Genomic DNA, 12,672 nt, shown 5'->3' with positions numbered 1-12,672 from the left:
GTGACGACGCGCGTGGCGGCCATCGACTGCGGCACCAACTCGATCCGACTCCTGGTCGCCGACCTGCCGGACCCTTCGGCCGGCCCGACGGCGCCGCTGACCGACATCACCCGACAGCTCGAGATCGTCCGACTGGGCCAGGGCGTGGACCAGACCGGCCGGCTCGCCCCCGAGGCGATCGAGCGCACCCGGGTCGCGCTGGCCGGGTACGCGGCAGAAATCGAGAAGCTGGGCGTGGACCGGGTACGGATGTGCGCCACCTCCGCCTCCCGGGACGCCTCCAACGCCGCCGACTTCCGCGCCATGGTGGAGCGGACCCTCGGCGTCGCGCCCGAGGTGGTCAGCGGCGACGAGGAGGCCCGGCTCTCCTTCACCGGTGCGGTACGCGGCCTGCCGTCGGACGCCGAACCGCCGTACCTGGTGGTCGACATCGGCGGGGGCTCGACCGAGTTCGTCGTCGGCACCCGGGAGAGCGGGGTGCAGGCCGCGATCTCGGTGGACATCGGCTGCGTCCGGATGACCGAGCGGCACCTGCACGGCGACCCGCCCACCCCGGAGCAGGTCGCCGCCGCCGAGGCGGACGTCGCGGCGGTGGTCGACCGCGCGCTCACGGCCGTGCCGGGTCGGCAGGCCGCGACCCTGGTCGGGCTCGCCGGTTCGGTCACCACCGTGGTCGCCATCGCCGAGGGCCTGCGGGAGTACGCCCCGGAGCGGATCCACCACGCCCGGGTGTCGTACGACGAGGTGGCCCGGGTGACCGGCGACCTGCTGACGAGGACGCGTGCCCGGCGCCTGGAGATCCCGGTGATGCACCCGGGCCGGGCGGACGTGATCGGGGCGGGTGCCCTGGTGCTCCGCGTGATCATGGAACGCGCCGGGATGTCGTCGGTGGTCGCCAGCGAGCACGACATTCTCGACGGCATCGCTTGGAGCCTCCGGTAACGGTCCGCCCAGGGCCTGTGCCCCGGTCAGCAACCAACGTGAAACGTCTGTCGAGTACCCTTGCGCCTGGCTACGCCCCTTACCCCCTCGGAAGCACCAGGTGGACGACAGAGACCGCACCATGATGATCCCGCGCGTGCGGGCGGCGGAGACCCCTACGGAGATCCGCACCACGGACGGGTGGGACCAGGGGACGACGGCACCCGACGCGGACGATCCCGGTAACCGGGCCGGGCACTCTCTCGGTCTGCTGGCCTGGATCGTGCCGACGCTGCTGATGGCCATCCTCGGACTGGCTCGGGCCACCTGGCCGGCGCTGTGGGGTGACGAGCTCGCCACCTGGGGCATGGCCCGCGCGTCGTGGGGCGACCTCTGGGCCGTCGTGCAGAACTTCGACGCGGCGATCGCTCCCTACTACGCGTTCATGCACGTGGTGACCGGGCTGCTCGGCGAGTCGGAACTGGCCCTGCGGCTGCCGTCGATGCTGGCCATGGCCGGAGCCGCCGGCCTGGTCGGGGCGCTCGGCACCCGGCTGGCGAGCCCCCGGGTGGGACTGACCGCCGGCCTGATCTTCGCCGTGCTGCCCAACACCTCCCGGTACGCGCAGGAAGCCCGCCCGTACGCGATCGCCCTGTTCGCCGCGGTCCTCGCCACCTGGCTGCTGGTCCGGGCCATCGACCGCCCCGGCGCACCGCGGTGGGTGGCGTACGCCGGTGCGGTGGCGCTGCTCGGTCTCAGCCAGTTCGTCGCTCTGCTGCTGCTGGCCGCACACGCCCTGGTGGTCCTGCTGATGCGGCCCCGGGCATGGTGGGCGTGGTTGATCGCCGCGGTGGTGGGCACCCTGCCCGTGCTGCCGGTGGTCAACCTGGCCCGGTCCCAGCAGGTGCAGGTGTCCTGGATCCCCGAGGCGACCCTTCAGCGGATGGCCGACCTGCCTGGCGGGTTGACCGGAAACGCCCTGCTCGGCGGGGCACTCCTGGCCCTGGCGCTGGTCGGAATGTCGCTGCGCCGACCCGCGGTGGTCTACACGGCGTGGGCGTTCGTCCCGGTGCTCGGGCTCTACGTGGTCAGTCAGGTCACTCCGCTCTGGCTGCCGCGCTACCTGCTCTTCGTGCTGCCCGCCTTCGCGCTGCTGGCCGCGACGGCGCTCAGCCGGGCACCGGTGCTGCGTGGGCTGGCCGTGGTGGTCGTGGTCGCCCTGGCCGGCCTGCCCGGGCAGTTGAACGTGCGCGAGACCGACGGCCACACCCAGGCCAGCCGCGACCTGGGCGTGCTGCTGGTGAAGGAGGGCCGCCCCGAGGACGTCGCGGTCTACGGCGGCAACGTCGGCGGCGACCAACGAATCGCGCGGGACGCGGTGACCCGGTACACGCCGGCGGCAAACCGGCCCAAGGACGTGCTGTTGGCCCAAGCGCCCCGTACCGGTGGCTCGTTCACCGCCCAGGAGTGCGCCGAGGTCCCCACCTGTCTCGGTACGCCGCAACGGGTGTGGGTGATCCGCACCGGCCGGCTCACCGATCCGCTGCGTGGCCTGGGTGACGCGAAGGAATCACCGCTGCGCAGCCAGTACGACGTCGAACGGGTCTTCCGGCCCACCGGTTACACCGTCGCGCTGCTGCTGCGCCGGCAGGCGGCGGTCGAGCAGCCCAAGGTGCGCTGACCACCGGTCGATCCGTCGTCGAGCCTCACGGGGGAGAGCTGACACATGCTGGCGTTCCTGCTCCAGGTGAACTCCTGGCTGAACAAGGGGCAGCTGTACCTGTTCGCCATGTTCATGATCATGATTTGGGCGCTGTGGTTGCTGCGGGTGGTGCTGGCATCGTCGTACCGGCCGTGGAAGGCGCCGTACACGACGACGACCTCGGTCATCATCCCGGTGGTCGACGAGCCGGAGGACCTTTTCCGGTCGGTGCTGGACCGAATCCTGGAGCAGCGTCCGACCGAGGTGATCGTGGTCATCAACGGGCCGCGCAACACGACGCTGGAGAAGATCTGCGCCGAGTTCCGGGTGCGCTGGGCGTGGACGGAGATCGCCGGTAAGCGCAACGCCCTCCAGGTGGGAGTGGGCATGGCGACCGGGGACATCGCCGTGCTCGTCGACTCGGACACCATCTGGACCCGGGGCACCCTGGTCGAGCTGATCAAGCCGTTCCGGGACCCCCGGGTCGGCGGGGTCACCACCCGGCAGCGGATCCTCAACCCGGAACGTACGGTGCTGACCCGGTGGGCGGACTGGCTGGAGAACGTCCGTAACGAGTACTCGATGCCGGCGATGAGCGTGCTCGGCACCGTGGGTTGTCTCCCGGGCCGGACCATCGCCTTCCGCCGGTTCATCCTGGTCCGGTGCATGGAACGGTTCATGTCCGAGCGCTTCCTCGGCGTGTTCCTCGAGGTCAGCGACGACCGGACGCTGACCAACTACACGTTGATGGCCGGATTCCGTACGGTCTACCAGTCGACCTCGCTGGTCTACACTGACGCCCCGCTGGAACTGCGGAAGCTGGTCAAGCAGCAGTACCGCTGGGCGCGGGGCTCGCAGTACAACACCCTGCGGATGTTCGGCTGGATGGTCCGCCGGGCACCGGTGCTCGCGGTGTTCTACGCCGCCGACATCCTGGTGCCGTTCGTGCTGGTCGGCTCGTACTTCTCCTGGGCCTACTCGCTGCTGGCCGGGAACACCGTCACCATCTACGACGAGTTGCGGCTGCCCGGCAACATGGTCGGCTGGCAACTCATCCTGAGCATCCTCGCGCTCAGCGCGGCGATGACCGCCCTCTCGCTGATGATCCGGTTCGCCCGCCACTTCGCCTTCCGGCCCCGGGACCTGGCCTACCTGCCGGCGTTCATGATGATCAACACCTTCGTGCTGATGCCGGTCCGGGTGCTCGGGTTCTTCCGGTTGGCCCACAACGCCGGGTGGGGCACCCGGGCCGGCGGCTTCCAGGGCGAGCGGCGGCGCAACCCGCTGGTGCTGGTGCCCTACCTGCTGGGAGGAGCGATGCTCGTGACGTCGGTGATGATCGGTGTCTGAACACACCCGGAGAGGGCCCCGACAGTTCCGCCTCTGGATGGGGGTCAACACCCTGGTGCTGGTCATGCTGAGCGGCTGGGTGGTGCACCACGCGCTCGGCACCCCGCCCACCTCGGTGCCGCCGTCCGGCTCGTCGGTGACCGGCGACGGGACGGCCGACGACGCCGTCCGGGTCCCCACCAAGCAGGAGGTCATGTCGGCGAAGGGCTACCGGTTCGGCCTGAGCGCACCACAGGTGCCCTGGTCGAGGGCGGAGATCGACGCCGTCGCGGCGAAGGCCGGGGCCCGGCCCAACCTCCTCCAGTACTTCGTCAAGTGGACCGAGGAGTTCCGGCCTGACGCTGTCGAGGCGGCCTACCGCCAAGGCGCCGTCCCGGTGGTCTCCTGGGAGCCGTGGGCTGGCGGCAAGGACAAGGTCAACCAGCCGGACTACGCGTTGCGTCGGATCATCGCCGGGGAACACGACGAGTACCTGGTGCGCTTCGCGACCGCGGTCCGGGACCAGCGCTGGCCGGTCGGACTGCGCTTCGCGCACGAGATGAACGGCAACTGGTACCCGTGGTCGGAGAAGCGCTCCGGCAACCGACCCGGCGAGTACGTCAAGGCGTGGCGGCACGTGCACGACGTCTTCACCAAGGTCGGCGCGACCAACGTCATCTGGATCTGGAGCCCGAACATCATCCGGCCGGTGCCGAATGTCAGCCTGAAGGCGCTCTACCCCGGGGACAAGTACGTCGACTGGGTCGGGATGGTCGGCTACTCGACCAGCGAGCGGACCGCCGCAGCGCTGTTCGAGCCGACCCTGCGCAAACTGCGTGCGTTCACCGACCGGCCTCTCCTGATCACCGAGACGGCCAGCGAGCCGGGCAGCTTCCGGCTGCCCTGGATCCGAGACCTGTTCGTCTGGCTGGCCGACCGGGACGACGTGATCGGGTTCATCTGGTTCGAGTTCGACCAGGTGGACGGCGGCAGCGGCGATTGGCGCTTTACCACCGACGCCAAGGCGATCGAGGCATTCCGGACCGGTGTCGCCCGGCTGACGTTGGCGCCGACGCCGTCCTGATCGCCGCCGTTGACCGGTACCGCCGACGTGCGGCAGCGGGCGTTCCGCCGCAGCCGAGACTGAGAGGAGACGTCGGGATGAGGATCCCGCTCCGGCTCGGCCTGCTGGCCGGCTTCATGATCATGGTGAGCCTGCTGGCCTCGCTGGCGGCCCTGCGGGAGTACTCCGACGCGTCGGACGGGCCGGACGGCCGGGACGCGGGCGAGGCCTTGACGTACGAGACGGCGCTGGTCACGGTGGACGCCGGGGTGGCCCGGGGCATGCTCAACAACCCGGTCGCCTACCACAACCAGGCCGGCCCCTCCGCCCCTCTCGGACCGGAGAGCATCCGGCTCGTGGAGGACCTGAAGCCCGCGCTCACCCGGGTCTGGTCGGCGCCCGGCGCCTACCACGACCCGGCCACCGACCGGTACGACTACAACCCCGCCGCCTCCGACGGCGGCACCGTGTACGGCTACCTGGACCAGGTCACCGGCTACTCGGACCGGATTCTGATGAACGTGGACCAGTGCGAACAGGAGCTGATGACGACCGCCACACCGCAGCGCTGCCGGGAGGTGCTCAAGAACGGCCTCCGGCACTACAAGCAGCGCTACCCAGGCCTGCGCTACGTGGAGGTCTTCAACGAGCCGGACCGCCCCTGGGAAACCCGGCCGGACGAGCCCCGGGCGATGTCGGCCGCCGAGTACTACGAGTGGTACCGGATCGGCTACCAGGTGGTCAACGAACTCAACGCCGAGCTCCGGCCGGAGCACCCGCTGCACGTCGGCGGTCCGGTCACGCACACCTTCAACGAGGCGTACCTGAGCGAGTTCCTCGACCGCTACCGGGACGATCCCGACCCGACCAAGCAGCTCGACTTCGTCTCGTACCACCAGTACCAGCGACGCGACGACCCGGCCGCCGTCGCCGAGGAGAAGCGCACGGTCCAGCGCTGGCTGCGCGAGCGGGGACTGGACGAGAAGACCCCGACCTTCGTCACCGAGTACGGCGTCTTCCCCGGCGGCAACACCGGCTCCTCCTTCGAGGCGGACCTGCTCACCCACGCGGCGGCGATGGCCACCCTGGGCTACTTCTACGTCGAGGGCGGCACGGATGTGCCGATGCACTGGGTGTTCAATCACAGCAGCAACGACCGCAAGTCGATGTTCGTCGACGGTACGGACGGCGCGGTGTACCCGTACTACAACCTGGTGCGGATGCAACGGATGCTGAAGAAGATCCGGGTATCCGCCAGCTCGGACGCGCTCACGAAGCAGGGGCTCGGCGTCAACGCCCTGGCCACCCGGGACGCGTCCGGGGTGGCCGTGCTCACCACGAACTACCAGTGGATCGACCGGAAGGTCACGCACGGGGTCACGGTGAACGTCGGCAACCTGCCGGCGGAGTTCGCCAACCGGCGGGTCCGGGTCGAGCGGTACCTGGTCGACGCGGTGACCAGCAACTACGCGCACGACCCGGCGACCGCGTCGCTTCAGCGGGTGGAACAGTACACCCTGGACACCGCCGACGCGGTCAGCGTCAACTACGAACTGGGGCCGAACGCGATGTCCCTGCTGGTGCTCACCCCGGTCGACTGAGCCGGGTCGCTCCTGCCCTACCGCCGGGCCGGGCGGTTGGCCCGCCGGACGACCACCAGCACCACGACCAGCACGACCAGGGCCACCACGACCAACAGCGCGATCACGACCGGGACGACCAGGCCGAGGTCCACACCGTCGCGCTCTTCGGCCGCCGGCTCCGCCGCCTCCGCCCCTGGCGTCGAGCCCAGCGGGTTCACGTCCGCCGAGGGCACCTCGGCGGTCAACGCCCGGACCAGGTCGAGCCGACCGAAGCCGTACCGGTCGTCCCGGCCGGGCGGCCCGACGTCCCGGGCGGTGGACACCAGCCGGTTGACCACGTCGGCCGCGCTGGCCTGGGGATAGCGGGAGCGGATCAGCGCCGCCGCCCCGGCGACCAGCGGCGCTGCGGCGCTCGTGCCGTCCACCGTGACGTAGCCGCCCTCGGTCAGGTCCGACCACCGGCCGGCGGTGGTGGAGATGTCCACCCCGGGGGCGGTGATGGCGAGCTGCTCGCCCCGGGTGCCGCCGGACCACGTCTCGCCGTTCCGGTCGGTCGCGCCGACCGCGATCACGCCGGGCAGCCGCGCCGGGTAGAGCACCCCGGTGTCACCCTGCTCCGCGTTGCCCGCGGCGGCGACCACCACGACGTCCCGGGACTGCGCGTACCGCACCGCCTCGTCGAGGGCGGGGCTGGTGCTGGGGCCGCCGTTGGAGATGTTGATCACCTTGGCGCCGTGGTCGACCGCGTACCGGATGCCCTCCGGCAGGTTGCTGCCGGCGAAGGTGTTCGTCGCGATGGTCACCGGCAGGATCTTCGCCCCGGGGGCGATGCCCAGGGCTCGGCCACGCCCGCCGCCCCGGGCGGCGATCAGCCCGGCCACCCCGGTTCCGTGGTTGCGCTCGTCGACCTTGCCCTGGTCGTCCCGGCCGATCAGCCGCGTGCCGTCGAGGACCCGGCCGGCCAGGTCGGGGTGCTCCGCGTACACCCCGGTGTCGAGCACGGCGACGGTGACGCCCTCGCCGGTGGAGATCCGGTGCGCCTCGGCGACCCGCAACGCGTCCAGGTGCCACTGCGGCTCCAGCGGAGGCGCGGCGGCAGCGGGCGCGGGCATCCCGGCGGTGATCAGCGTGAGCCCGGCCGCGACGGCCAGCACACCCCGGCGCAGGGCCGGCAGCCGCGCACTCATACGTCTCTCCTCATCGGTCGGCATGCTGGTGCCGGTGACCCTATCGGACCTTGGCCGGCTTGCTGCGCCCCGACAGGTACCCGTCCGCCCGGCATCCCGGCCCGGCCACCACCTCGGTAACCTGGGGCCTGTGCACGGACGCTCCGGGAACCGCCGCCCGATCCGGGCAGGTCGCGCGAGAGGACCGGCCCGGTGGCGGGCGGTTCTCTGCGGCGCCGTGGTCGCGCTGCTGGCGACCTTCGTCGTACCCCCCGCACCGGGTTGGGCCGCGCCCCGGTGCGGTCCGGCCGGTGAGGCCGCGCCCACGGGGACCCCGTGGCCGCTGCGCCGGCTGGAACCGTCGGCAGCCTGGCGGATGACCCGGGGCGGTGGCGTCATCGTCGCCGTCATCGACTCAGGCGTGTCGGCCAACCATCCCGTCCTGAAGGGACAGGTCCTGACCGGCCGTGACTTCAGCGGCCTGCCGCAGCGTGACGGTCAGTGCGACCTGGCCGGGCACGGGACCATGGTGGCGGGCATCATCGCCGGCAGGACGGACACCGGGACGCCGTTCAGCGGCGTCGCGCCGGGCACCCGGATCCTGCCGATCCGGGTGCTGCCGGACACCCGGCGTACCAACGACGAGAGCCTGCCGGGGCAGATCGCCCAGGCCATCCGGTACGCGGTGGACAACAACGCCAAGGTCATCAACCTGTCGCTGGAGACCCTGCCCACCCAGCAGTTGGCCAACGCCATCGAGTACGCCCTGGACAACCGGGTCGTGGTGGTCGCCGCCGCCGGCAACCAGCAGCAGCAGCGGGACCAGCCCGCCTATCCGGCCGGCTACCCGGGAGTGATCGCTGTCGCCGGCATCGACGAGCAGGGCGGCCACGTCGGCACCTCGATCAGCGGCGAGTACGTCGACGTCGCCGCACCCGGACACAACATCGTCGCTCCGGCACCCGGCGGCGACGGCTGGCTCACCGAGCCGGAGGGCGGCACCAGCTTCGCGGCGGCGTACGTCTCCGGGGTGGCCGCGCTGATCCGCGCGGTGCACCCCGAGCTGACTCCGGCGCAGGTGGCGTCCCGGCTGACCAGGACCGCGGACGCGCCACCCGAGGGGCGCAACCCGCAGGTCGGCCACGGGGTGGTCAACCCGTACCGGGCGGTCGCCACGCTGCTCGGCAGCCGTGGCAACCCGCCCCTGGGGGCGATGGCCGAGCCGGTGCCCGTGCCGGATCCGTTGGCCCGGGAACGGGTCGTGGCGATCTGGGCCGTCTCGGTCGGTTCGCTCCTTGCCATCGTCCTGCTGGTCTCGCGGCCGATCATCCGCCTCGGTCGGCGGCGCGGCTGGCGCCCCGGCCGCCGTCGGCTGGACGCCCCGGACGACCACGGCCGCGGGCCGAAGCCGGCCTGACCGCGACCCCGGCCGCGAGTCGAAGCCGGCCTGATCGCGACCTCCGCCGCGGGCCGAAGCCGGCCTGATCGCGACCTCCGCCGCGAGCCCCGGGCACGGCGCCTGACCGCCGAGCGCCCGGCGGTGCTCCGGACACACGTAGGGGCCCTGTCGGCGCGACGAGCGGAGACAGGGCCCCTACGAGCACCTCAGCGCAGGATGCCCGGCATGCTGTCGCCGTCCGCGCCCCAGACGTCCTCGTCCTCGTCGAGCCAGGTGGTCCGGGTCGCCTCGTCCTCCCCGTAGCCGGCTCCGGCACCACCGACCAGGCCACCCCGTCCGCCGGCCGCGCCGCGCGCCCCGGTCGCCATGGCACCGGTGCCGCGTCCTCCGCCGGAGCCCCGACCGCCCGGGCCTCCGGCCCCGCCGAGCATGCCGGGCGCGCCGAGCCGGCCGCCAGCGTTCCGGGCACCGCCCTTGCCGGCGCCGGCGGCACCGCCACCCATCATCGGCGGCATCATGGTCGCGACGGGACGCCCGAGCGCGCCACCGCCGGGCACCGAGCCCGAGCCGCCACCGGGGAGGCCGCCACTGCCCAGCCCGGACGTGCTGGGCAGGCCCCCGGTTCCGGCCGTGGTCGGGGGAGCGGCACTGGCCAGCCCGGAGCCGTATTCGTTCTCGTCGTCGAAGCCGGGGGTGTCCGACCCCGGTACGAGGCCGGGCGGGGTGACGTCCCCGGGCAGGTCGTCGGGGCGGCCGAGGTCCGGGTTGGGGGTGCCCAGGTCGGGGTTGCCGGGCGTCCGGACGTCCGGTGCGCCGGGAGTGCCCGTGCCGGGAGTGCCTGTGCCGGGCAGCGACGGCACCGAACTCGGGCCGGTTCCGGGGCCACCGGTTTCCAGCTCCGGGGTCTCCAGGTTCGGGTTCCGCTGGGTCGGCACGTTGCTCGTCTGGCCCGGCATGGTGGCGGCCTGGCCCTGGTACTGGTCGTTGACCTGGTTGTAGACCTGGGCGGCCTCGTCGGTCCGGTCGTTGAGCCAGTCGGCCAGACCGGCGATCGGGTCCAGCAGGCCGAGGAAGTCCGGGGCGACCTTCGCCTCGAAGAAGCCGATGCCGATGGTGAGGTGCCCGTTGCGGGCCTCCAGCACGTCGTTGACGCACGAGGCCGGGATCGGGAACTCCGACTGCGCCGCGGTCAGCTTGTCGGCGGCGGCGTTGAGGGAGTGGACGATGCCGTCGCCCTCCTCGGCGTCGTCGATCAACCCCCCGGTGCTCTTGGCGATCTCGCCGACGTGCGTCTTGAACGCGTCGTACGCCGGGCCCTTCCAGACCGTGCCCAGGTCCGCGGAGTTCTTCTCCAGGCTCTCCTTGACGCTGCGCAGGTTCTTCAGCAGTTCCGTCCACCCGAGGGCGGCGCTGGCCACGTCACCGGGCCGGCCGTCGATGACGACCTGCTGGCACATCTCTTCCCAACTGACACCCATCAGGCCGCTCCCGCCCTAGCTCTCGTCGCCGCCGGCGACGTCCGCGAAGATCTGTCTGATCTGCTCGGCGGTCATCTCGTTGGCCCGCTCCGCCGTCTGGTAGTTCTGCTTGACCTTGCGCAGCACCTCGACCGCGTCCTCCAGCCGGGTGGCCAGGTCGAGCACCCCCGCCTCGGTGCCGCTGTAGAGGTTGGCGTGCTTCTGGGTCAGCCGACCCGCCCAGGGGAAGCCCCCCAGCGGGCTCTTCTGCACCCCGCTCACGCCCGACGGCATGCTGGCGGCGGCAGCCGCCCCCGCACCACCCATCAGGTCCTGGAGGTCGGCCATGCCGTGGTAGAGCCGGCGCAGGTAGGAGGCGTGCGACTCCAACCACTGGATCGCGCCGTCCAGGGTGGACGCGTCCCACTCGGTCTTGACGCCGGCCTCGTTCGGGCCGGCGACCAGGTCCGACGGCGTCTGGGCCTGGTTGACGTTGTCCATGCCGAAGCCGTTGAAGCTGACCGGCAGCGTGGGCGACAGCGGGATACGCGGGGTCTCGACCTCGATCTGATCCGGCTGTGAAGTTCTGTCAGTCATCCGTGTCCTCCCCGTTGGCTGTCGTGTCGTCCCGCGCGGCGGACCCTAGTGGTCCACGTCGGAGCGCGGTGGTGCGGGCCGGGCCGGTGGCACCGGGCCGCCGTCCGGCCGGGCCGGTGCTGCTACCGGCGGGCCCGGGTGGGCAGCCGGGGGCGGCGGGTACCCCGGGTACTGACCCGGCGGTGGGTGCCACCCGGGCCCGGCCGGCGGTTGGCCGGGGGCCGGCGGCCAGCCACCGGGCGGCGGTACACCAGGCGGCGTTAGACCGGCCGGTCGGCGCCGCGCGGACCGGCGGGCCAGCACGATGAGGACGACCACGCCGACCACCACCGCCAGGCAGAGCCCGACCTGGAGTGCCGCACCCACCTTGTTCGTCACGCTGAATCCGTAGATGCCCCGCTCGTCCGACTCGTCGGCGGGCGGGTCCGTCGGATCGGCCGCCGACCCCTGCGCCACCAGCGGATTGCCGCGTACCGCCGGCACGTCGCCACGCAGCGCGGCCACCGGGTTCACGGCCCCGAAGCCGTAGCGGTCGTCCCGCCCCGAGCTGCCCTCGTCGTCGGCGGTTCGGACCAGCCGGTTGACGACGTTGGCCGCGTCGAGGTCCGGGTACCGGGACCGCACCAGCGCCGCCACCCCGGAGACGATGGCGGCGGAGTCGCTGGTGCCGCTGGTCAGGCCGTAGCCGTTCTTCGAGACCGCGTACGGGCGGGGGCTGATGACCTGCTCCTGCGGGGCGGCCAGCACCACCTCGGGGCCCCGGGTCGAACCGTCGTGGAACACGCCGCTCTTGGTGAGACCGGAGACCGCGACGACACCCGGGATGTTGGCCGGTGACACCACGCCGATGTCGCCCTGCTCCCGGTTGCCGGCCGAGGCGACCACCACGACGTCGTTGTCCAGGGCGTGCCGGACCGCGTCGATTTCGGCCTGGTCGGGTCGGCCGGAGGTGCCGAGCGACAGGTTGATCACGTCGGCGCCGTTGTCCACCGCCCAGCGGATCGCGGTGGGCAGTTCACCCGGGTCGAATTGGGCGCCGACCGACACCGGCAGGATCTTCGCCGCCGGGGCGATGCCCAGCAGCCGGTCGGTGCCCCCGCCCCGGCCGGCGATCAGACCCGCCATGCCGGTGCCGTGCCCGATGCGGTTGTCGTCCCGGCGACCGTCGGCGGCAGCGTCGCCGCCGATCCCGTGCCCGGGCAGCACCTGGCCGCGCAGGTCCGGGTGGGAGGCGTCCACCCCACCGTCGATCACCGCGACGGTGACGCCGCGTCCCTTGGTCAGCTTGTGCGCCTCGGCGATCCGCAACGTGTCCAGGTACCACTGGTACCCGCGAACGGTCTCGGCGTGGGCCGGTCCGGGAGCGGCCAGCAGACCGGTGCCGGTGGCGACCAGTGCGGCCAGCAGCGCCGCCGCGGACCGTCGGCCCGCGCGGAAGCCGTCTCTCCTACGCAT

10 protein-coding genes are annotated in these 12,672 nt (G+C 72.3%); 6 read left to right on the top strand and 4 right to left on the bottom strand.

The window, feature by feature from the left end; genetic code table 11:
* Positions 1-12 precede the first annotated feature (12 nt).
* The 5 genes from GA0074692_RS20520 to GA0074692_RS34870 all read left to right on the top strand — a co-directional run bounded on the left by GA0074692_RS20520 (position 13) and on the right by GA0074692_RS34870 (position 6,616).
* Entirely contained in the window at positions 13-942 is a 930-nt protein-coding gene (locus GA0074692_RS20520) for a Ppx/GppA phosphatase family protein (protein ID WP_091653808.1), read from the top strand.
* Between the two features lie 100 nt (positions 943-1,042).
* Positions 1,043-2,602, top strand: a complete 1,560-nt coding sequence (locus tag GA0074692_RS36535) for a glycosyltransferase family 39 protein (protein ID WP_141725359.1) — start codon at positions 1,043-1,045, stop codon at positions 2,600-2,602.
* A 45-nt stretch (positions 2,603-2,647) separates the two neighbouring features.
* Entirely contained in the window at positions 2,648-3,973 is a 1,326-nt protein-coding gene (locus GA0074692_RS20510; RefSeq protein WP_091646815.1) for a glycosyltransferase family 2 protein, read from the top strand.
* The gene (locus GA0074692_RS20505) at positions 3,966-5,036 is read left to right on the top strand and encodes a glycoside hydrolase family 26 protein (RefSeq protein WP_176738522.1); all 1,071 of its coding nucleotides are present in this window, start codon (positions 3,966-3,968) and stop codon (positions 5,034-5,036) included. The genes GA0074692_RS20510 and GA0074692_RS20505 overlap by 8 nt, the downstream gene beginning before the upstream one ends.
* A 77-nt stretch (positions 5,037-5,113) precedes the next feature.
* On the top strand, positions 5,114-6,616 hold the full coding sequence (locus GA0074692_RS34870) for a glycoside hydrolase family protein (protein WP_091646813.1): 1,503 nt from the start codon (positions 5,114-5,116) through the stop codon (positions 6,614-6,616).
* 17 nt (positions 6,617-6,633) lie between these two features.
* Here the strand turns inward: GA0074692_RS34870 and mycP (GA0074692_RS20495) are convergent, their stop codons facing one another.
* Positions 6,634-7,785 (bottom strand): type VII secretion-associated serine protease mycosin, encoded by a 1,152-nt coding sequence (gene mycP, locus GA0074692_RS20495; protein ID WP_176738521.1) that lies wholly within the window; start codon positions 7,783-7,785, stop codon positions 6,634-6,636.
* 217 nt (positions 7,786-8,002) lie between these two features.
* Between mycP (GA0074692_RS20495) and mycP (GA0074692_RS20490) the strand changes: the two genes are divergently transcribed.
* A complete protein-coding gene (mycP, locus tag GA0074692_RS20490) occupies positions 8,003-9,181 on the top strand; it encodes a type VII secretion-associated serine protease mycosin (RefSeq protein WP_245730389.1) in 1,179 nt (392 codons plus the stop codon).
* A gap of 188 nt (positions 9,182-9,369) precedes the next feature.
* Here mycP (GA0074692_RS20490) and GA0074692_RS20485 read toward each other — a convergent pair whose 3' ends face one another.
* The 3 genes from GA0074692_RS20485 to GA0074692_RS20475 are packed head-to-tail and all read right to left on the bottom strand — an operon-like array spanning position 9,370 to position 12,672.
* A complete protein-coding gene (locus GA0074692_RS20485; RefSeq protein ID WP_091646810.1) occupies positions 9,370-10,641 on the bottom strand; it encodes a WXG100 family type VII secretion target in 1,272 nt (423 codons plus the stop codon).
* 15 nt (positions 10,642-10,656) lie between these two features.
* Positions 10,657-11,217 (bottom strand): hypothetical protein, encoded by a 561-nt coding sequence (locus GA0074692_RS20480; RefSeq protein WP_091646809.1) that lies wholly within the window; start codon positions 11,215-11,217, stop codon positions 10,657-10,659.
* Positions 11,218-11,262: 45 nt separating this feature from the next.
* Positions 11,263-12,672, bottom strand: coding sequence for a S8 family serine peptidase (locus GA0074692_RS20475; RefSeq protein WP_091646808.1), 1,410 nt, complete (start codon positions 12,670-12,672; stop codon positions 11,263-11,265).

Origin of the sequence: Micromonospora pallida, from assembly GCF_900090325.1 — a bacterium.
Taxonomy (GTDB): domain Bacteria; phylum Actinomycetota; class Actinomycetes; order Mycobacteriales; family Micromonosporaceae; genus Micromonospora; species Micromonospora pallida.
The sequence above is the reverse complement of the archived record's forward strand: the minus strand, read 5'-3'. Positions and strand labels throughout refer to the sequence as shown.

What these genes read in the sequence shown, in the direction of transcription:
- GA0074692_RS20510 (WP_091646815.1), top strand. Translation starts at nt 2,648, where the DNA reads ATGCTGGCGTTCCTGCTCCAGGTGAACTCCTGGCTGAACAAGGGGCAG.
- GA0074692_RS34870 (WP_091646813.1), top strand. Translation starts at nt 5,114, where the DNA reads ATGAGGATCCCGCTCCGGCTCGGCCTGCTGGCCGGCTTCATGATCATG.
- mycP (WP_176738521.1), bottom strand. Translation starts at nt 7,785, where the DNA reads ATGAGTGCGCGGCTGCCGGCCCTGCGCCGGGGTGTGCTGGCCGTCGCG.
- GA0074692_RS20485 (WP_091646810.1), bottom strand. Translation starts at nt 10,641, where the DNA reads ATGGGTGTCAGTTGGGAAGAGATGTGCCAGCAGGTCGTCATCGACGGC.
- GA0074692_RS20480 (WP_091646809.1), bottom strand. Translation starts at nt 11,217, where the DNA reads ATGACTGACAGAACTTCACAGCCGGATCAGATCGAGGTCGAGACCCCG.
- GA0074692_RS20475 (WP_091646808.1), bottom strand. Translation starts at nt 12,672, where the DNA reads ATGCGTAGGAGAGACGGCTTCCGCGCGGGCCGACGGTCCGCGGCGGCG.